This is a genomic window from Streptomyces sp. NPDC005805, from assembly GCF_040630445.1.
Classification (GTDB): domain Bacteria; phylum Actinomycetota; class Actinomycetes; order Streptomycetales; family Streptomycetaceae; genus Streptomyces.
The window spans coordinates 119,209-139,071 of sequence record NZ_JBEXXN010000010.1 but is presented as its reverse complement, the minus strand read 5'-3'; the positions used below and the strand labels follow the sequence as shown (position 1 = coordinate 139,071).

Genomic DNA, 19,863 nt, shown 5'->3' with positions numbered 1-19,863 from the left:
ACATCATGAAGAGCGAGCAGGCGTCGGTGTTCGGGTTCCCGAACCCGATGCTGGGGCTGGTCACCTACGGGATGGTCGTCGCGATCGGCATGGGCATCGTGGCCGGGGCCCGGTACCGGAAGTGGTTCTGGCTGGGGCTGAACGCGGGCTGCCTCTTCGGGGTCGGCTTCTGCACCTGGCTGATGCAGCAGTCCCTGTACGAGATCAACGCCCTGTGCCTGTGGTGCTGCCTGGCCTGGGTCGGGACCATCGTCATGTTCTGGTACGTGACCTCGCACAACGTGCGCAACGGGGTCCTGCCGGCGCCCGCCGGGGTGCGGTCCTTCCTCGGGGAGTTCACCTGGGTCCTGCCGGTGCTGCACATCGGGATCATCGGCATGCTGATCCTGACCCGCTGGTGGGACTTCTGGACCTCCTGACCGGCCCCCGCCCGCCGGCGGACCTCCTCCGGTCCCCGGCGGGCACTGTCGTACCCCTGGCATAGGCTTCACGGCGTGGAGCCCGATCTGTTCACCGCCGCCGCCGAAGACCGCCAGGAGAAGGACCCGGCCAGCAGTCCGCTGGCCGTCCGCATGCGCCCCCGCGTCCTGGACGAGGTCGTCGGCCAGCAGCACCTGCTCAAGCCCGGATCACCGCTGCGCCGCCTCGTCGGGGACGCGGGCGGCAGCCGGGCGGGTGCCTCCTCGGTGATCCTCTGGGGGCCGCCGGGCACCGGCAAGACGACCCTCGCCTATGTCGTCTCCAAGGCGACCGACAAGCGTTTCGTGGAGCTGTCGGCGATCACCGCCGGAGTGAAGGAGGTCCGGGCCGTCATCGACGGGGCCCGCCGGGCCGCCGGGGGATACGGCAAGGAGACCGTCCTCTTCCTCGACGAGATCCACCGCTTCTCCAAGGCCCAGCAGGACTCCCTGCTGCCCGCCGTGGAGAACCGCTGGGTCACCCTGATCGCGGCCACCACGGAGAACCCCTACTTCTCGGTGATCTCCCCGCTGCTCTCCCGCTCCCTGCTGCTCACCCTGGAACCCCTCACCGACGAGGACATCTCGGCGCTGCTGGACCGGGCGCTCGCCGAGGAGCGGGGGCTCGGCGGCGGGATCGCGCTCGCCGAGGAGGCCCGCGGGCATCTGCTGCGCATCGCGGGCGGGGACGCCCGCCGGGCGCTCACCGCCCTGGAGGCCGCGGCGGGAGCGGCGCTCGACAAGGGCGAGGAGGAGATCGGCCTCGCCACCGTCGAGGAGACCGTCGACCGGGCGGCCGTGAAGTACGACCGGGACGGCGACCAGCACTACGACGTCGCCAGCGCCCTGATCAAGTCCATCCGCGGCTCCGACGTGGACGCGGCGCTGCACTATCTGGCGCGCATGATCGAGGCGGGGGAGGACCCGAGGTTCATCGCCCGCCGGCTGATGATCTCGGCCAGCGAGGACATCGGCCTCGCCGACCCCACCGCACTGCCCACCGCGGTCGCCGCGGCCCAGGCGGTGGCCATGATCGGCTTCCCGGAGGCCGCGCTCACCCTCAGCCACGCGACCATCGCCCTGGCGCTCGCCCCCAAGTCGAACGCGGCGACGCTCGCCATCTCCGCCGCCCAGCAGGACGTGCGCGGCGGTATGGCGGGCCCGGTCCCGGCCCATCTGCGCGACGGCCACTACAAGGGCGCCGCCAAGCTGGGCCACGCCCAGGGGTACGTCTATCCGCACGACGTGGCCGGCGCCATCGCCGCCCAGCAGTACGCGCCGGACGCGGTCCACGGCCGCCGGTACTACGAGCCCACCCGCTACGGCGCGGAGGCCCGGTACGCGGACGTGGTGGAGAAGGTGCGGGAGCGGCTGCGCGGCGAGGCGAAACCACCCTCGTCCTGACGACCCGACAGACCCCGCGGACCCGACAGAACCCGCGGACCCGGCAGGCCGCAGGGACCCGGCGGCCCCGGCCGGGCCGTCAGCGGGCCGCCGCCTCGAAGAGCGCGTGCATCGCCCGGCGCAGTTCGGTGATGTCCCTGACCGGCACCGGAAAGTCGAAGCGCGCGTCGAAGGGCTGCTCACCGGTGAACCGCACCCGCAGCCCGAAGCGGTCCAGGGCCAGCGGTACCGCCCGGCGCACCGCGCCCGAGCCGTCGAGCCGCCGGTCGCCCACCAGCCCGCACAGGGCCTGCACCTGGTCGGAGTGCCCGGCGTCCAGGTGCTGGAGCAACTCGGTCTCGTACGCCGTGATCGGGTCGACGCCCGCCGCGGCGAAGGCTTCGGGCTCGACACCGCCCGCGCCCCACAGGTCGTCCACACTGGCCTCGCCCAGCTCCAGCCGGAGCATCATCAGACCGGGCTCGGAGGCGATGCCGGGGGCGCAGGTCAGCCAGCCGGAGAGCCAGGCCCGGCCGCGGATACGGTTGGGGACGGAGACCGGTGCCACATCGGTGATCTCCAGGACGGCCGGCAACTCGTCGTCCTGGGCGTGGGTGGCGGCGCGGACGACGGGGGAGTCGGCGGGGAAGAGCAGGAAGACCTCGCCGTCGGGCCCCACGGCACGGGCCTGGGGGGCGAGCTGCTCGGGCAGGGCGGTCTCGACGCCGGGCACGAGCAGTACGGCCGAGCATGTACTCTGTACGAGAGTTCGTGTGCGCTCGGCTGCTGACGGCATCCGGGTGATTTCAAGTCCGCTGGGACGCGGCTGACCATGAGCTGATCGGACCTCCGTCACCTCGACGCCCGACGTCTTCCCGACGTCCGACGCTGCGTCGGCGTTCTTCGTGCTGTCCGTGATGCGCTTGGTGTTCCCAGGGCGAGACATGCGATCTCCTTGAGTAAGGTAAGCCTAACCTAACCTACAATGGAGGTCTGGAGAACGTGCCTAACCAGTCGCGTCCCAAGGTCAAGAAGTCCCGTGCGCTCGGTATCGCGCTGACGCCGAAGGCCGTCAAGTACTTCGAGGCCCGCCCCTACCCGCCGGGCGAGCACGGCCGTGGCCGCAAGCAGAACTCGGACTACAAGGTCCGTCTGCTCGAGAAGCAGCGTCTGCGCGCGCAGTACGACATCAGCGAGCGTCAGATGGCCCGCGCCTACGACCGCGCGAAGAAGGCCGAGGGCAAGACCGGTGACGCGCTCGTCATCGAGCTGGAGCGCCGCCTCGACGCCCTGGTCCTGCGTTCGGGCATCGCCCGCACCATCTACCAGGCCCGTCAGATGGTCGTCCACGGCCACATCGAGGTCAACGGCCAGAAGGTCGACAAGCCGTCCTTCCGCGTCCGCCCCGACGACGTCGTGATGGTCCGCGAGCGCTCCCGTGACAAGGCCCTCTTCCAGGTGGCCCGCGAGGGTGGCTTCGCCGCCGACGGTGAGACCCCCCGCTACCTGCAGGTCAACCTGAAGGCCCTGGCGTTCCGCCTGGACCGCGACCCGCAGCGCAAGGAAGTCCCGGTCATCTGCGACGAGCAGCTCGTCGTCGAGTACTACGCCCGCTGATCCAGCCGGCGCAGTACCCACCGCAGCACCTCAGCCCGCCGTCTCCCCGCCGTTCCCGGTGGGGAGGCCGGCGGGCTGAGGTGTCTCACGGGCCGCCGGCGGTGCCGTCCGCTGCCGCGGCGGCACCGGCCGCACACCCCCGGGCGCGGCCAGCACCCGGCCCACCGCCGCGTCCAGCGACAGCGCCCGGCCGGTGCGCAGGCACTCCTCGTACCGGGCCGCCCCCAGCTTCGCCCGCGTCTGCTCCTCGCACAGCGCGCGCGGCGCCCCGAAGTGGGCCGAGCCGAAACGGGCCACCCCCACCGACTCCCACACCGGTGCCGTCGCCCCCATCAGCACCGCGGCCTCCACCGCGTCCCCCTCCGAGGCCGTCACCAGGGCCAGCAGCTCGATCGCCAGGACCAGCCCCACCAGGTCGTGGAAGCGGTGGTCGATCGTGACGCACTCCACCAGCAGTGCCCGCGCCCGCCCGTGCTCCTGCCCCGCCCAGGCCGCATGCGCCAGGACGTACAGCGCGTACGCCCGGGTCCACTGCTCCCCGAAGGACTCGCACACCTCCCGCACCTCGTGGCAGAGGGCGACCGCGTCCCCGGCGCGGCCCTGGAAGACCAGACTCATCGCCAGCTCGACCCGGCCCATCAGGACGTTGCTGTTCAGCTCGCCCGCCTCGTCGTACGCCTCCAGCGCACTCCGCAGCAGCCGCTCCGCACGCGGCATGTCACCGGACAGCAGCGCCAGACAGCCCCGCCGGTGCGTCGCGTACGCGCCCGCGACCCGGTTCCCCGTCCGCCGGGCGCCCTCGCCGCACTCGTGCAGGGCCGCGGCCGCCGCCGGCGCGTCCCCCTGGAGGACCGCGACATAGCCGAGCACCCACAGCGCCTTGAGCCGGGCGTCCTCGTGGCGCGTCCCCTGCGCCAGCGCCCGCTCCAGCCAGTGCCGCCCCTCGGCCAGCCGCCCGCACCCCACCCAGGAGAACCACAGCGTCCCCGCCAGATGCTGGCCCAGATGCGCCTCCTCCGGGCGCTCCAGGCACAGTTCCAGGGCAGCCCGCAGATTCGGCAGGGCGCTGTCCGTGAGTGCGGCGATCTCCGGCTGCCGGGGGCTGAACCACTCCAGCTCGCTCCAGGTGGCCAGTCCCATGTACCAGTCGCGGTGGCGGCTGCGCAGCCGCTCGGCGTCCCCGAGAGCCCCGAGCCAGTCCGCGCCGTACGCGCGGACCGTGTCCAGCATCCGGTAGCGGACCCCGGTCGGGGTGTCCTCGCGCACCACCACGGACTGCGCGATCAGCTCGCCGAGGACGTCCAGGACCGACTCCGCGGGCAGGTCCGGGCCGGTGCACACGTACTCCGCCGCCTCCAGGTCGAAGGGCCCGGCGAAGACGGAGAGCCGCGCCCACAGCAACCGCTCGGCGGGCGTGCACAGTTCATGGCTCCAGCCGACCGTGGTCCGCAGGGTCCGGTGCCGGGGCAGCGCGTCCCGCACCCCGCCGGTCAGCAGGGCGAACCGGTCGTCCAGCCGGTCCAGCAGCCCGGCGAGCCCCAGGGCGGGCAGCCGTCCCGCGGCCAGCTCCAGGGCGAGCGGGATGCCGTCCAGCCGCCGGCACAGCTCCCGCACCCGCTCCTCGTCCCCGCTCTCCGGTGCCCGGCCGGGCAGCACCGCCGCCGCCCGGTGCCCGAACAGCTCCGCCGCGTCCCCGGGCGGCAGCGGGCCCAGCGGCAGCACCGACTCGGCGGCCAGCCGCAGCGGCCTGCGCCCCGCCGCGAGCACCCGCAGCCCGGGGGCCCGGCGCAGCATCGCGCCCAGCAGCTCGGCGCACTCCTCCACCAGGTGCTCGAAACCGTCGACCAGCAGCAGGAGTTCGAGCCCGGCCACCCGGGAGAGCAGGACCTCGCGCGGCGGCCGGTCCGTGTGGTCGGTGGCGCCCAGGGCCTCCAGCAGCGCGTGCCCGACCAGACCGGGATCGTGCAGCGGCGCCAGCTCCACCTGGCGAACCCCGTCGACGTACCGATTCTGCAGCGCTGCCGCGGCGCGCCGTGCGAGGCGCGTCTTGCCGATCCCGCCCGCCCCGGCGACCGTCACCAGCCGCGCGGTCCCGAGCGCCGCGCCGATGGCGGCCACCTCCTCCTCGCGCCCGACGAACCGGTTCACTTCGGCGGGGAGGAGGCCCTGACCGGGGAGGGGAGAGGGGCCGGACGACGGGTCGGGTGCGGCACCGGGGCCGGGTGAGCGCTGCATAGGGCACGCAGCGTACCGACGCGTATGCGCTCCGTACAATCGCCCCTGTCCGGGACCCGGCGGGAGGGGGCCTCCGGGGCCGTAATCCGGTTCGGGGAGCCGGTCCCGGCGCGATAGGGTCGGTACCTGAAATCTTCAGGTACCGGACGACGAACCCGGACGCCGAACAGAGAAGACGAACAGAGCAGCCGAACAGAGAGCGGTGTCGCAGTGACCGGTGGAGAGGTTGCCGGGATTCTGGTGGCCGTCTTCTGGGCGATCCTGGTGTCCTTCCTCGCAGTGGTGCTGGTGAGGCTGGCCCAGACGCTCAGAGCGACCACCCGACTCGTGGCGGACGTGTCCGAACAGGCCGTACCCCTGCTCGCGGAGGCCTCCGCGGCCGTGCGGTCCGCGCAGACCCAGCTCGACCGGGTCGACGCGATCGCCAGCGATGTCCAGGAGGTCACCTCCAACGCCTCGGCGCTCTCCACCACCGTCGCCTCCACCTTCGGCGGCCCGCTGGTGAAGGTGGCCGCCTTCGGCTACGGCGTCCGCCGGGCGCTGGGCCGGGGGGACGGCCCGGAGCCCCGCCGCGACCGCCGCACGGTGGTCGTCGGCCGGACCCTGCCGGGCGCACGACGCAGCAAGCGGAAGGGCTGAGGCATCACCATGTTCCGCCGTACCTTCTGGTTCACCGCGGGCGCAGCCGCCGGCGTGTGGGCCACCACCAAGGTCAACCGCAAGCTCCGGCGGCTCACGCCCGAGAGCCTGGCCGCCCAGGCGGCCGACAAGGCCGTCGAAGCGGGCCACCGCCTCAAGGAGCTCGCCCTCGACGTCCGCGCGCAGATGGCACAGCGCGAGGCCGAACTCGGCGAGGTCCTGGGCCTGAACGCCGACCCCGATCCCGAGCGGGTGCTCCCGGCCGGCGGCCGGCGGCCCGCCGTCGGCCCCGCGCCCGTCACCTACCTGCGCGGCACCGCCGCCGGGAACCACCGCACCACGCAGAACCCCACCGAGGACCGGGGCCGCCCCGGCACCTCGTACAACCGGAATGAGGACCACTGATGGAGTCGGCTGAAATCCGCCGCCGCTGGCTGAGCTTCTTCGAGGAGCGCGGGCACACCGTCGTCCCTTCGGCGTCGCTCATCGCGGACGACCCGACTCTGCTGCTGGTCCCCGCGGGCATGGTCCCCTTCAAGCCGTACTTCCTCGGCGAGGTCAAGCCGCCCGCCCCGCGCGTCACCAGCGTGCAGAAGTGCGTGCGCACCCCGGACATCGAAGAGGTCGGCAAGACCACCCGCCACGGCACCTTCTTCCAGATGTGCGGCAACTTCTCCTTCGGCGACTACTTCAAGGAAGGCGCCATCAAGCTCGCCTGGGAGCTGCTCACCAGCCCCCAGGACAAGGGCGGTTACGGCCTGGAGCCGGAGAAGCTCTGGATCACCGTCTACCTCGACGACGACGAGGCCGAGCAGATCTGGCGCGACGTGATCGGCGTCCCGGCCGAGCGCATCCAGCGCCTGGGCAAGAAGGACAACTTCTGGTCCATGGGCGTCCCCGGCCCCTGCGGCCCGTGCTCCGAGATCAACTACGACCGCGGCCCGGAGTTCGGCGAGGAGGGTGGCCCGGCCGTCAACGACGAGCGCTACGTGGAGATCTGGAACCTGGTCTTCATGCAGTACGAGCGCGGCGCCGGTGACGGCAAGGAGGACTTCCCGATCCTCGGGGACCTGCCGAGCAAGAACATCGACACCGGCCTCGGCCTGGAACGTCTCGCCATGATCCTGCAGGGCGTGCAGAACATGTACGAGACCGACACCCTGCGCGTCGTCATGGACAAGGCCACCGAGCTGACCGGCGTCCGCTACGGCGCCGAGCACGGCTCGGACGTCTCCCTGCGCGTGGTCGCCGACCACATCCGCACCTCCACCATGCTCATCGGCGACGGCGTCACCCCCGGCAACGAGGGCCGCGGCTATGTGCTGCGCCGCATCATGCGCCGCGCCATCCGCAATATGCGCCTGCTCGGCGCCACCGGTCCGGTCGTCAAGGACCTGGTCGGCGTCGTCATCGACACCATGGGGCAGCAGTACCCCGAGCTGGTCACCGACCGGGGCCGCATCGAGACCGTCGCCCTGGCCGAGGAGGCCGCCTTCCTCAAGGCCCTCAAGGGCGGCACCAACATCCTCGACACCGCCGTCACCGAGACCAGGGCCGCCGGCGGCACCGTCCTCTCCGGCGACAAGGCGTTCCTGCTCCACGACACCTGGGGCTTCCCGATCGACCTCACCCTGGAGATGGCCGCCGAGCAGGGCCTCTCGGTGGACGAGGACGGCTTCCGCCGCCTGATGAAGGAGCAGCGGGAGCGCGCCAAGGCCGACGCCAAGGCCAAGAAGACCGGCCACGCCGACCTGTCCGCCTACCGCGAGGTCGCCGACACCGCCGGGACCACCGAGTTCACCGGCTACGGATCGACCGAGGGCGAGTCCACGGTCGTCGGCCTGCTGGTCGACGGCGTCTCCTCCCCGGCCGCCTCCGAGGGCGACGAGGTCGAGGTCGTCCTCGACCGCACCCCGTTCTACGCCGAGGGCGGCGGCCAGCTCGCCGACCAGGGCCGTATCCGGCTGGACTCCGGCGCGGTCATCGAGGTCCGCGATGTACAGCAGCCCGTGCCGGGCGTCAGCGTGCACAAGGGCGTCGTCCAGGTCGGCGAGGTCACCGTCGGCGCCTACGCGTACGCCGCCATCGACGTGCGCCGCCGCCGGGCCATCGCCCGCGCCCACAGCGCCACCCACCTCACCCACCAGGCGCTGCGCGACGCCCTCGGCCCGACGGCCGCCCAGGCCGGTTCGGAGAACTCCCCGGGCCGCTTCCGCTTCGACTTCGGCTCGCCCAACGCCGTCCCCGGCACGGTCCTGACCGACGTCGAGCAGAAGATCAACGAGGTCCTCTCGCGTGAACTCGACGTCCACGCCGAGGTCATGAGCATCGACGAGGCCAAGAAGCAGGGCGCCATCGCCGAGTTCGGCGAGAAGTACGGCGAGCGGGTGCGCGTGGTCACCATCGGCGACTTCTCCAAGGAGCTGTGCGGCGGCACCCACGTCCACAACACCGCCCAGCTCGGCCTGGTCAAGCTGCTCGGCGAGTCCTCCATCGGCTCCGGTGTGCGCCGCGTCGAGGCCCTGGTCGGCGTGGACGCGTACAACTTCCTCGCCAAGGAGCACACGGTCGTCGCCCAGCTCCAGGAGCTGGTCAAGGGCCGCTCCGAGGAGCTGCCGGAGAAGATCGCCGCCATGCTCGGCAAGCTGAAGGACGCCGAGAAGGAGATCGAGAAGTTCCGCGCGGAGAAGGTGCTCGGCGCCGCCGCCGGTCTCGCCGAGGGCGCCAAGGACGTGCGCGGGGTGGCCCTGGTCACCGGCACCGTCCCGGACGGCACCGGCGCCGACGACCTGCGCAAGCTCGTCCTCGACGTGCGCGGCCGCATCCCGGGCGACCGCCCGGCCGTCGTCGCCGTGTTCGCCGTCACCAACGGCCGTCCGCTCACGGTCGTCGCCACCAACGAGGCCGCCCGCGAGCGCGGCCTCAAGGCCGGCGACCTGGTGCGCACCGCCGCCGGGGCCCTCGGCGGCGGAGGCGGCGGCAAGCCGGACGTCGCCCAGGGCGGCGGCCAGAACCCGGAGGCCGTGACGGACGCCATCGCCGCCGTCGAGCGCCTCGTCGCCGAGAAGGCGTGACGGGCGTGACCGGTGCGACGTCCGGTGCGGACGCCGGCCCGGCGGGGATGCGCCGCGGCCGGCGGCTCGCGATCGACGTGGGGGACGCCCGGATCGGGGTCGCCTCGTGCGACCCCGACGGGGTCCTCGCCACCCCGGTGGAGACCGTGCCGGGACGTGACGTCCCTGCCGCCCACCGGCGGTTGCGCCAGCTGGTCGAGGAGTACGAGCCGATCGAGGTCGTCGTGGGCCTGCCCCGCTCGCTGAGCGGCGGGGAGGGCCCGGCGGCCAAGAAGGTCCGCTCCTTCGCCCGGACCCTGGCCCAGGGGATCAAGCCGGTCCCGGTGCGGCTGGTCGACGAGCGCATGACCACGGTGACGGCCACCCAGGGGCTGCGCGCCTCGGGCGTGAAGTCGAAGAAGGGCCGCTCGGTGGTCGACCAGGCGGCCGCCGTCGTCATCCTCCAGAACGCCCTGGAGTCCGAACGGGTGTCCGGCAATCCGCCAGGAGAGGGCGTCGAAACGATTGTCTGATCGCGATACGGTAACGTTCCGCGCGATGCGGCCGTGTCCGAACAGCCGCCGCACAGACAAGAGGCGAACCGTCCGCACCGCCTCGCGGCCCTAGGGGATCGATGACTGAGTATGGCCGGGGCCCCGGCTCCGAACCGTGGCATCCCGAGGATCCTCTCTACGGGGACCAGGGATGGGGTGGCCGGGACGCCTCGGGCCAGGGCGGTTACGACGCCGGGCAGCAGCAGTACCCCCAGGGCCAGGGCGGCGAGGCCCCCTACGGTCACCAGCAGCCCTACCAGGGCGGCTACGACCAGCAGCGGTACGGCCACCAGCAGCATCAGCACCAGCAGCAGTACGGCACCCAGGGCGGCGGACAGCAGTACGACAGCGGTCAGTACGACACCGGCCAGTACGCCGCCCAGCAGCACCAGCAGCAGTACGGCGGCGGGCAGCCCTACGACCCCTCATGGGACACGAGTCAGCAGACGGCCGTGCCCTACGGTGCCGACCAGGCCGGCGGCTACGGCGGAGCCCCCGCGGGCTACGGCAGCCGCCAGGAGGCCGACTACTACGGCACCACCGAGGCGTACCCGCCCCCCGAACCCCCCGCCCGCCGGGGCCGCCCCGCCCCACCGCCGCCGCCCGAGCCGGAGGCCCCCACCGACTGGGACGCCGAGGCGGCGAAGGAGGAGGACCACCCCTTCTTCACCGGCCAGGACGCCCCCAGCGAGCGCCGCGGCGGACGCCGGCGCGACGAGGACCCGGACGACGACGGCTACGACGACGAGGACGACGACCCGGACGAGCGCCACGACGGCGGAGGCGGCCGGGGCAAGGGCAAGCGCAAGAGCCGCAACGGCCTGGCCTGCCTGGTCGTCGCCGCGGTCCTGGTGGGCGGCGCCGGCGGTGCCGCGTACTTCGGCTACCAGTTCTGGCAGAACCGGGACAAGGTCGAGGACTTCGCGGGGGCGGGATCCGGCCAGGCGGTCGTCGAGATCCCCAAGGGCGCCACGGGCGCCCAGATCGGCCAGATCCTCAAGGCGGAAGGCGTCGTCAAGAGCGTCGACGCCTTCATCCAGGCGCAGAACGACAACCCCAAGGGCACCAGCATCCAGGACGGCGGCTATGTCCTGAAGAAGGAGATGTCCGGCAAGGCCGCGGTCGAGCTGATGCTCGACCCCGCCAGCCGGGACAACCTGGTCTTCGGCGAGGGCACGCGCAATGCCCGGGTCTACGAGCTGGTCGACAAGCGCCTGGAGCTGAAGCCCGGCACCACCGCCAAGGTGGCCAAGGAGAAGGCCGGCACCCTCGGCCTCCCCGACTGGGCCAAGGGCCACAAGAACGTCAAGGACCCCCTGGAGGGCTTCCTCTTCCCGGCCGCCTACCCGGCCCCCAAGGGCACCGCCCCCGAGGTGCTGCTGAAGAAGATGGTCAACCGGGCCAACCAGGAGTACGAGAAGGCCGACCTGGAGGGCAAGGCCCAGGGACTCGGGCTGAAGAACCCGTGGGAACTGCTGACCGTCGCCAGCCTGGTCCAGGTCGAGGGCAAGACGGAGGACGACTTCCGCAAGATGTCCGAGGTCGTCTACAACCGCCTCAAGCCCACCAACACCGAGACCAACCAGCTCCTCCAGTTCGACTCGGCGTTCAACTACCTCAAGGGCCAGAGCAATATCGACATCTCCGAGGCGGAGATCAACAAGAACCAGGACCCGTACAACACCTACACCCAGAGGGGTCTGACCCCGGGGCCGATCAGCAACCCGGGCAACGAGGCCATCACCGCCGCACTCAGCCCGACCGAGGACGGCTGGATGTACTTCGTGGCGACCGACGGCATGGAGGTGACGGAGTTCGCCAAGAACCACGACGACTTCCTGAAGCTGAAGAAGAAGTTCAATGACAGCTAGCTGCGGTCCGGGGAGCGATACGGGCCGGCGGGCCGCCGTGCTCGGCTCGCCCATCGCCCACTCGCTCTCCCCGGTGCTGCACCGCGCCGCCTACGCCGAACTCGGCCTCACCGGCTGGTCCTACGACCGCTTCGAGGTCGACGAGGCCGCCCTCCCCGCCTTTCTGGCCGGACTCGACGCCTTCTGGGCGGGCCTCTCGCTCACCATGCCGCTCAAGCGCGCGGTCATCCCGCTGCTGGACGGCGTCAGCGACACCGCCGCCTCGGTCGAGGCGGTCAACACCGTCGTCTTCACCGGGGACGGCCGCCGGCTCGGCGACAACACCGACATCCCCGGCATGATCGCCGCCCTGCGCGAACGCGGCGTGGCGACGGTGGAGTCCGCCGCAATCCTCGGCGCCGGAGCCACGGCCTCCTCGGCCCTGGCCGCGCTCTCCCGCCTCTGCACCGGACCCGTCACCGCCTATGTCCGCAGCGCCACCCGCGCCGAGGAGATGCGCGGCTGGGGCGAGCGGCTGGGCGTCGACGTCCGGACCGCCGACTGGGCGGACGCCGCCGAGGCCCTGCGCGCGCCCCTGGTCGTCGCCACCACCCCGGAGGGCACCACCGACGCCCTCGCCGCGGCCGTGCCCGAGGCCCCCGGCACCCTCTTCGACGTCCTCTACGAGCCCTGGCCCACCCGCCTGGCCGCCGCCTGGGCGGCGCGCGGCGGAGCGGTGGTCGGCGGGCTGGACCTGCTGGTGCACCAGGCCGTCCTCCAGGTCGAGCAGATGACCGGCCGGACGCCCGCGCCGCTCGCCGCGATGCGCCGCGCGGGCGAGGGGGCCCTCGCCGCCCGCCACGCCTCCGCCTGACGCGCCCGCCCGCCTCTCGCCCGCCGGTCCCGGCCCCGCCACGCCTCCGCCTGACGCGCCCGCCCGCTCTCGTGGGCGGGGCCCGTACGCGTCTCGGCGGACGTCCGCCTGATGGGACGGTGTCCGGGACGCCTTCCCGGACATGGGAGGATCGGGGCAGGCGTACCAGGGCCGTGATCCCGGCCGTACCCGCCGGGAGCCCCGGGCCGCGCCGCCGCAGTTCTGAGCGCGAGCATGAGGAGCACCGTTGAGCAGGTTGCGTTGGCTGACCGCGGGCGAGTCGCACGGACCCGCACTGGTGGCGACGCTGGAGGGTCTTCCCGCCGGTGTCCCCGTCACCACCGACATGGTGGCGGACCACCTCGCCCGGCGGCGCCTCGGCTACGGGCGCGGTGCGCGGATGAAGTTCGAGCGCGACGAGGTCACCTTCCTCGGCGGGGTGCGCCACGGGCTGACCATGGGCTCCCCGGTCGCCGTCATGGTCGGCAACACCGAGTGGCCCAAGTGGGAGAAGGTCATGGCGGCCGACCCCGTCGACCCCGACGAGCTCGCCGCCCTCGCCCGCAACGCGCCCCTGACCCGCCCCCGCCCCGGCCACGCCGACCTCGCCGGGATGCAGAAGTACGCCCTCGACGAGGCCCGCCCGGTCCTGGAGCGCGCCAGCGCCCGGGAGACCGCCGCCCGCGTCGCGCTGGGCGCGGTGGCCCGCTCCTACCTCAAGGAGACCGCGGGCATCGAGATCGTCTCCCATGTCGTGGAGCTCGCCGCCGCCAAGGCCCCCTACGGCGTCTACCCGACCCCCGCCGACGTCGAGAAGCTGGACGCCGACCCGGTGCGCTGCCTGGACGCCGACGCGAGCAAGGCGATGGTCGCCGAGATCGACCAGGCCCACAAGGACGGCGACACCCTCGGCGGTGTCGTCGAGGTGCTGGCGTACGGGGTGCCGGTCGGCCTCGGCTCGCACGTCCACTGGGACCGGCGGCTCGACGCCCGGCTCGCCGCCGCGCTCATGGGCATCCAGGCGATCAAGGGCGTGGAGGTCGGCGACGGCTTCGACCTCGCCCGCGTCCCCGGCTCCCAGGCGCACGACGAGATCGTCCCCACCGACGAGGGCATCCGGCGCACCTCCGGCCGCTCCGGCGGCACCGAGGGCGGGATGAGCACCGGCGAGCTGCTGCGCGTGCGCGCCGCGATGAAGCCCATCGCCACCGTGCCCCGCGCCCTGAAGACCGTGGACGTGGAGACCGGCGAGCCCGCCGCCGCCCACCACCAGCGCTCCGACGTGTGCGCGGTCCCGGCGGCCGGCATCGTCGCCGAGGCCATGGTCGCGCTGGTCCTGGCGGACGCCGTCGCCGAGAAGTTCGGCGGCGACAGCGTCACCGAGACCCGCCGCAATGTGCGGTCCTACCTCGACAACCTGCACATCCGGTGACCGCCCCGCTGATCGTTCTCGTCGGGCCGATGGGCTCGGGCAAGTCGACGGTCGGCGAGCTGCTCGCCGGCCGGCTCGGCGTCCCCTACCGGGACACCGACGCCGACATCGTCGCCGCCGAGGGCCGCGAGATCTCGGACATCTTCGTCGAGGACGGCGAGGAGCACTTCCGGGCCCTGGAGCGGGCCGCCGTGCGGGCCGCCGTCACCGGCCACACCGGCGTCCTCTCCCTCGGCGGCGGTGCCGTCCTGGACGACGGCACCCGGGCGCTGCTCGCCGGGCTGCCGGTGGTCTACCTCTCGATGGACGTGGAGGAGGCCGTGCGCCGGGTCGGGCTGAACACCGCCCGCCCGCTGCTCGCCGTCAACCCGCGCCGCCAGTGGCGCGAGCTGATGGACGCCCGCCGCCACCTCTACACCGAGGTCGCCCGCGCGGTCGTCGCCACCGACGGCCGCACCCCCGAGGAGGTCGCCCAGGCCGTCCTCGACGCACTGGAACCGAAGGGCCGCGCCCCGGGGGAGCCGTCCCCCGAGACCCGGCACAACCCGGACACCCGGCAGGAGAAGCAGTGACCGACCAGGCAGTGACGCGTATCCAGGTCGGCGGCACGGCCGGCACCGACCCGTACGAGGTGCTGATCGGCCGGCAGCTCCTGGGCGAGCTGGGCGGGCTGATCGGCCCCGGTGTGCGCCGGGTCGCCGTCATCCACCCCGAGGCCCTCGCCGAGACGGGCGAGGCCCTGCGCACCGACCTCGCCGACCAGGGGTACGAGGCCGTCAACATCCAGGTCCCCAATGCGGAGGAGGCCAAGACCGCCGAGGTCGCCGCCTACTGCTGGAAGGCCCTCGGCCAGACCGGCTTCACCCGCAGCGATGTGATCGTGGGCGTCGGCGGCGGCGCCACCACCGACCTGGCCGGGTTCGTCGCGGCGACCTGGCTGCGCGGGGTGCGCTGGATCGCCGTGCCGACGACCGTGCTGGCCATGGTGGACGCGGCGGTCGGCGGCAAGACGGGCATCAACACCGCCGAGGGCAAGAACCTGGTGGGCGCCTTCCACCCGCCCGCCGGGGTCCTCTGCGACCTGGCCGCCCTGGACTCCCTCCCCGTGCACGACTACGTCAGCGGCATGGCCGAGATCATCAAGGCCGGCTTCATCGCCGACCCGGTCATCCTGGACTTGGTCGAGTCCGACCCCGAGGGCGCGCGCACCCCCGCCGGGCCGCACACCGCGGAGCTGATCGAGCGCTCCATCCGGGTCAAGGCCGACGTCGTCTCCAGCGACCTCAAGGAGTCCGGGCTCCGCGAGATCCTCAACTACGGCCACACCCTCGCGCACGCGATCGAGAAGAACGAGCGCTACAAGTGGCGGCACGGCGCGGCCGTCTCCGTCGGCATGGTCTTCGCCGCCGAACTCGGCCGCCTCGCCGGGCGGCTGGACGACGCCACGGCCGACCGGCACCGCACGATCCTGGAGTCCGTCGGGCTGCCGCTGACCTACCGGGGCGACCAGTGGCCCAAGCTGCTGGAGACCATGCGGGTCGACAAGAAGTCCCGGGGCAACCTGCTGCGCTTCATCGTGCTGGACGGCCTCGCCCGGCCGACCGTCCTGGAGGGCCCGGACCCGGCCGTTCTGCTCGCGGCGTACGGCGAGGTGTCCGCGTGAGCCGCCGGACGCTGGTGCTCAACGGCCCCAACCTCGGCCGCCTCGGCTCCCGGGAGCCCGATGTCTACGGCTCCACCTCCTACGCGGGTCTGGTGGAGTCCTGCCGGACCCTCGGCAAGGAGCTGGGCCTCGACGTCGAGGTGCGCGAGACCAACGACGAGGGGGAGATGATCCGCTGGCTCCACGAGGCCGCCGACGGATCGATTCCGGTCGTTCTCAACCCGGGCGCCTTCACGCACTACTCGTACGGCATGCGGGACGCGGCGGCCCAGCGGACCGCGCCGCTGATCGAGGTGCACATCTCCAACCCGTACACGCGCGAGGCGTTCCGGCACACCTCGGTGGTGGCGGCCGTCGCCAGCGGGACCGTCGCCGGCTTCGGCATCGGCTCCTACCGGCTGGCGCTGCGGGCGCTGGCGGAGGAGCTTGCCGACGCCTGACGCCCGCGGCGCGGGGGTGGCCGACCCGGCCACCCCGGCCCGGTGACGCCGAACGGGCCGGGCATGCGGGGCACTTCGGGAGACATCCGGCCGTTGTGAGAAGAGCGACTGGTCACGGTCGCACATCGGAACGGCTTCGGGAAGGTACCGTTCGGTGGCGGGAGGCCGAACGGCCGCCCGTTCAGCGTCAGTCGCACGAGACGGAGTGGCACCGGATGCAGCACGCAGTGGGGGCTCCGCCGCCACCGCCCCACGGACCGGGGCAGGGACCGGCGGGCCGGCCGCCCGGCGCCCATCACCCGGGACCGGTTCCCGGCCCCCCTGCCGGACCGCCCCCGCCGCTGGCCGCGCCCGCCCCGCAGGGGCCCGGGCAGCCGGGCCATGCGCCGGTGCATCCGCCCGTCGCCCCGCCCGTGCCCGGCGCTCCCGGGCACGGCTGGCACGGCCCCCTGGCCCGGCACCCCTCCGGACCGCAGCCGCCCGCCGGGCCGCCGCAGCCGGACACCACCGGCCATGTCCGCCTCCCCGCGGGCGAGCCCGTGCCGATACCCGCCCCGCCCCCGGCGGAGGGCGGCACCGGCACGGCGATGCTCGCCGTGCTCCTGATCGGCCCGGCCGGCGCGGGCAAGACCACCGTCGCCCGCCACTGGGCCCGGACCCGGCGCGTCCCCACCGCCCACATCAGCCTGGACGATGTGCGCGAGTGGGTCTGCTCCGGCTTCGCCGACCCCCAGGACGGCTGGAACGACCACTCCGAGGCCCAGTACCGCCTGGCCCGCCGCACCTGCGGCTTCGCCGCGCGCAACTTCCTCGCCAACGGCATCTCCTGCATCCTCGACGACGCGGTCTTCCCCGACCGGCCCGTGGTCGGCCTCGGCGGCTGGAAGCGCCATGTGGGCCCGGGGCTCCTCCCGGTGGTCCTCCTCCCGGGCCTGGAGATCGTCCTGGAGCGGAACGCGGAACGTTCCGGCAACCGCCGCCTCTCCGACGAGGAGGTGGCCGGCATCCACGGCCGCATGGCGGGCTGGTACGGCTCGGGCCTCCCGATCATCGACAACTCCACGTACGACGTGGAGACCACGGCCCGCGTCCTGGACGACGTCCTCGCCCGCGCCATCGCCAGCCCGCCCAGCTGGTAGCCGCCCCGGACACCCGCCGGGCCCGCGCCACGTCGGCCGCCCGGCGGGGCGCGCCGTCCCCGGCCGCCCGGCGCCGCCCCGCCCGGGAGAGCGCGCCCCGTTCCGGCCGCCCCGGAAGCCCGGCCCGCACCGACGGACGCGCCACCGGGCCGAGGCGGCGGCGGGCTCGTACGCTCGGAGAATGTCCGAGGTGTTCGCCGACCGGCGCGGCCGACTGCGCGACCGGTGTGCGGCGGCCGGGACCGCCGCCGTCCTGGTCTCCCGCCCCGCCAACGTCCGCTATCTCGCCGGCGCCGCCCCGCCCGGCGCCGTCCTGCTGCTCGGGCCCGGCGCCGAGGACGCGCTGCTCTGCCCCCGCGCCCCCACCGGCGACCCGGTGGAAGGACATCTGGACGACGGGCTGCGCACCGCCGTGCTGCCCGCGGGCGGCGTCGACCCCGCCGTGGCCGCCGCCGAGCGCGCCCGCGCCGGCGGGGCCGGCTCCCTCGCCGTGGAGGAGCACCATCTGACCGTCGCCCGGCACCGGGCGCTGGCCGCCGCCGCGCCCGCGCTGACCGTCACCGACCTGGGGACCGCCGTCGAGCAGCAGCGCGTCGTCAAGGACGAGGACGAGATCGCGGCGCTGCGGATCGCCGCCGAGATCACCGACCAGGCCCTCGGTGAACTCCTCGAATCGATCCTCGTCGGCCGCACCGAACGGCACCTCGCCCTGGAGCTGGAGCGCCGCCTCGTCGACCACGGCGCCGACGGGCCCGCGTTCCCCACCTGCGTCGCCGCCGGCCCCAACTCCGGGCTCCCCGGCCACCGGCCCTCGGACCGGCGGGTGGAGGAGGGCGACTTCCTGTCGGTCTCGCTCGGCGCCAGCTACCGCGGCTACCGCTGCGAGATCGGCCGGACCTTCGTCATCGGCACCTCCCCGGCGGACTGGCAGATCGAGCTGTACGACCTCGTCTTCGCCGCTCAGCGGGCCGGACGGGAGGCGCTGGTGCCCGGCGCCGCGTACCGCGAGGTGGACCGCGCCGCCCGGCAGATCCTGGACGGCGCCGGGTACGGCGAGAACCTCGCGCCCCGCACCGGCCACGGGGTGGGGCTCGAAATCGGCGAGGACCCGCAGCTGGCCCCTGCGGCCATGGGTAAACTGGACGCTTGCGTGCCGGTCACCGTCGAACCGGGGGTCCACCTCCCGGGACGGGGCGGTGTCCGGATCGATGACACGCTCGTCGTGCGCCAGGAGGCGGACGGCGGCCCCGAGCTACTCACCATCACGACCAAGGAGCTGCTCGCGCTGTAGGGCGCGTACCTCGGTCGTCCACCAGCGTCAGTCCAGGAGATTCCGCAACCGTGGCTTCCACGAACGACCTCAAGAACGGCATGGTGCTCAAGCTCGACGGAGGCCAGCTCTGGTCCGTCGTCGAGTTCCAGCACGTCAAGCCCGGCAAGGGCCCGGCCTTCGTGCGCACCAAGCTCAAGAACGTGCTCTCCGGCAAGGTCGTCGACAAGACCTTCAACGCAGGCGTGAAGGTCGAGACGGCCACCGTCGACCGCCGCGACATGCAGTTCTCGTACATGGACGGCGAGTACTTCGTCTTCATGGACATGCAGACGTACGACCAGCTGATGATCGACCGCAAGACGGTCGGCGACGCCGCGAACTTCCTCATCGAGGGCTTCACGGCCAGCGTCGCGCAGCACGAGGGCGAGGTGCTCTACGTCGAGCTCCCGGCCGCCGTCGAGCTGACGATCCAGCACACCGAGCCGGGCGTGCAGGGCGACCGCTCCACCGGTGGCTCCAAGCCCGCCACCCTGGAGACCGGTTACGAGATCCAGGTCCCGCTGTTCATCACCACCGGCGAGAAGATCAAGGTCGACACCCGTTCGGGCGACTACCTCGGCCGGGTGAACAGCTAACCGTGGCTGCCCGCAACAAGGCCCGCAAGCGTGCCTTCCAGATCCTCTTCGAGGCCGACCAGCGCGGGGCGTCCGTGCAGGACGTCCTCGCCGACTGGGTCCGGCACGCGCGGTCCGACGACCGTCAGCCGCCGGTCGCCGAGTACACCATGGACCTCGTCGAGGGCTATGCGCAGCACTCCGACCGCATCGACGAGCTGATCGCCACCTACGCGGTCGGCTGGACCCTCGACCGGATGCCCGTCGTCGACCGGAACATCCTGCGCCTCGGCGCCTACGAGCTGGTGTGGGTGGACGGGACACCGGACGCCGTGGTGATCGACGAGGCGGTGCAGCTCGCCAAGGAGTTCTCCACCGACGAGTCCCCCTCGTTCGTGAACGGCCTGCTGGGCCGCTTCAAGGACCTCAAGCCGAGCCTCCGCCGCGACCAGTAGCCCCTGGGCGGGGCGGCGAGCGAGCCGGCGGCACCGGGCCCGGTGCGGAGCGACACGACGTCCTCCGCACCGGGCCTGGCGCGTTCTCGCCGTAAGAAACGGGCCCCGAGGGGCCCGAACGCGCCGGAGGGCGGAAGCGGATGACCGCTTCCGCCCTCCGGCGTGACGTTTTTTCAGCGCTGAT

Annotated in this window: 19 protein-coding genes; 17 read left to right on the top strand and 2 right to left on the bottom strand. The window is 73.2% G+C overall.

Annotation, left to right across the window (positions count from 1 at the left end; genetic code table 11):
• The coding region (locus tag ABZ457_RS08675) for a vitamin K epoxide reductase family protein (protein WP_359155375.1) at nt 1-419 on the top strand (419 nt) is incomplete at its 5' end.
• Nucleotides 420-494: 75 nt separating this feature from the next.
• Nucleotides 495-1,862, top strand: a complete 1,368-nt coding sequence (locus ABZ457_RS08670) for a replication-associated recombination protein A (protein ID WP_359155373.1) — start codon at nt 495-497, stop codon at nt 1,860-1,862.
• Nucleotides 1,863-1,941: 79 nt separating this feature from the next.
• On the opposite strand, the gene ABZ457_RS08665 is transcribed toward ABZ457_RS08670, so the two are convergent.
• Nucleotides 1,942-2,637 carry a DUF2470 domain-containing protein gene (locus ABZ457_RS08665; protein WP_359155371.1) on the bottom strand — a complete coding sequence of 232 codons (696 nt, stop codon included), beginning with the start codon at nt 2,635-2,637 and terminating at the stop codon, nt 1,942-1,944.
• A gap of 206 nt (nt 2,638-2,843) precedes the next feature.
• Between ABZ457_RS08665 and rpsD the strand changes: the two genes are divergently transcribed.
• On the top strand, nt 2,844-3,458 hold the full coding sequence (gene rpsD, locus ABZ457_RS08660) for a 30S ribosomal protein S4 (protein ID WP_018850070.1): 615 nt from the start codon (nt 2,844-2,846) through the stop codon (nt 3,456-3,458).
• A gap of 30 nt (nt 3,459-3,488) precedes the next feature.
• Here the strand turns inward: rpsD and ABZ457_RS08655 are convergent, their stop codons facing one another.
• Nucleotides 3,489-5,693: an AAA family ATPase gene (locus ABZ457_RS08655; RefSeq protein WP_359155368.1), complete on the bottom strand. Its 2,205-nt coding sequence runs from the start codon at nt 5,691-5,693 to the stop codon at nt 3,489-3,491.
• Nucleotides 5,694-5,903: 210 nt separating this feature from the next.
• Between ABZ457_RS08655 and ABZ457_RS08650 the strand changes: the two genes are divergently transcribed.
• The 14 genes from ABZ457_RS08650 (at nt 5,904) to nusB (ending at nt 19,679) form a co-directional block, all read left to right on the top strand.
• Nucleotides 5,904-6,332 carry a DUF948 domain-containing protein gene (locus ABZ457_RS08650; protein ID WP_359155366.1) on the top strand — a complete coding sequence of 143 codons (429 nt, stop codon included), beginning with the start codon at nt 5,904-5,906 and terminating at the stop codon, nt 6,330-6,332.
• Between the two features lie 9 nt (nt 6,333-6,341).
• Nucleotides 6,342-6,737 (top strand): hypothetical protein, encoded by a 396-nt coding sequence (locus ABZ457_RS08645; RefSeq protein ID WP_359155364.1) that lies wholly within the window; start codon nt 6,342-6,344, stop codon nt 6,735-6,737.
• Entirely contained in the window at nt 6,737-9,406 is a 2,670-nt protein-coding gene (gene alaS / locus ABZ457_RS08640; RefSeq protein ID WP_359155362.1) for an alanine--tRNA ligase, read from the top strand. Before ABZ457_RS08645 ends, alaS begins: the two co-directional genes overlap by 1 nt.
• A 47-nt stretch (nt 9,407-9,453) precedes the next feature.
• Nucleotides 9,454-9,918, top strand: a complete 465-nt coding sequence (gene ruvX / locus ABZ457_RS08635) for a Holliday junction resolvase RuvX (RefSeq protein ID WP_359155389.1) — start codon at nt 9,454-9,456, stop codon at nt 9,916-9,918.
• Between the two features lie 101 nt (nt 9,919-10,019).
• Nucleotides 10,020-11,810, top strand: coding sequence for an endolytic transglycosylase MltG (gene mltG / locus ABZ457_RS08630; RefSeq protein WP_359155360.1), 1,791 nt, complete (start codon nt 10,020-10,022; stop codon nt 11,808-11,810).
• Nucleotides 11,800-12,663, top strand: a complete 864-nt coding sequence (locus ABZ457_RS08625; RefSeq protein WP_359155358.1) for a shikimate dehydrogenase — start codon at nt 11,800-11,802, stop codon at nt 12,661-12,663. The genes mltG and ABZ457_RS08625 overlap by 11 nt, the downstream gene beginning before the upstream one ends.
• 247 nt (nt 12,664-12,910) lie before the next feature.
• The gene (gene aroC, locus ABZ457_RS08620; protein ID WP_359155356.1) at nt 12,911-14,095 is read left to right on the top strand and encodes a chorismate synthase; all 1,185 of its coding nucleotides are present in this window, start codon (nt 12,911-12,913) and stop codon (nt 14,093-14,095) included.
• A complete protein-coding gene (locus ABZ457_RS08615; RefSeq protein WP_359155354.1) occupies nt 14,092-14,667 on the top strand; it encodes a shikimate kinase in 576 nt (191 codons plus the stop codon). Before aroC ends, ABZ457_RS08615 begins: the two co-directional genes overlap by 4 nt.
• On the top strand, nt 14,664-15,758 hold the full coding sequence (aroB, locus tag ABZ457_RS08610) for a 3-dehydroquinate synthase (RefSeq protein WP_359155352.1): 1,095 nt from the start codon (nt 14,664-14,666) through the stop codon (nt 15,756-15,758). The genes ABZ457_RS08615 and aroB overlap by 4 nt, the downstream gene beginning before the upstream one ends.
• Entirely contained in the window at nt 15,755-16,198 is a 444-nt protein-coding gene (locus ABZ457_RS08605; protein WP_359155350.1) for a type II 3-dehydroquinate dehydratase, read from the top strand. Before aroB ends, ABZ457_RS08605 begins: the two co-directional genes overlap by 4 nt.
• 215 nt (nt 16,199-16,413) lie before the next feature.
• Nucleotides 16,414-17,337, top strand: a complete 924-nt coding sequence (locus tag ABZ457_RS08600) for an AAA family ATPase (RefSeq protein WP_359155348.1) — start codon at nt 16,414-16,416, stop codon at nt 17,335-17,337.
• Nucleotides 17,338-17,518: 181 nt separating this feature from the next.
• Nucleotides 17,519-18,628 (top strand): aminopeptidase P family protein, encoded by a 1,110-nt coding sequence (locus ABZ457_RS08595; RefSeq protein WP_359155346.1) that lies wholly within the window; start codon nt 17,519-17,521, stop codon nt 18,626-18,628.
• A 50-nt stretch (nt 18,629-18,678) separates the two neighbouring features.
• Nucleotides 18,679-19,245: an elongation factor P gene (efp, locus tag ABZ457_RS08590; protein ID WP_359155344.1), complete on the top strand. Its 567-nt coding sequence runs from the start codon at nt 18,679-18,681 to the stop codon at nt 19,243-19,245.
• Between the two features lie 2 nt (nt 19,246-19,247).
• Nucleotides 19,248-19,679 carry a transcription antitermination factor NusB gene (nusB, locus tag ABZ457_RS08585; protein WP_018850084.1) on the top strand — a complete coding sequence of 144 codons (432 nt, stop codon included), beginning with the start codon at nt 19,248-19,250 and terminating at the stop codon, nt 19,677-19,679.
• Nucleotides 19,680-19,863 lie beyond the last annotated feature (184 nt).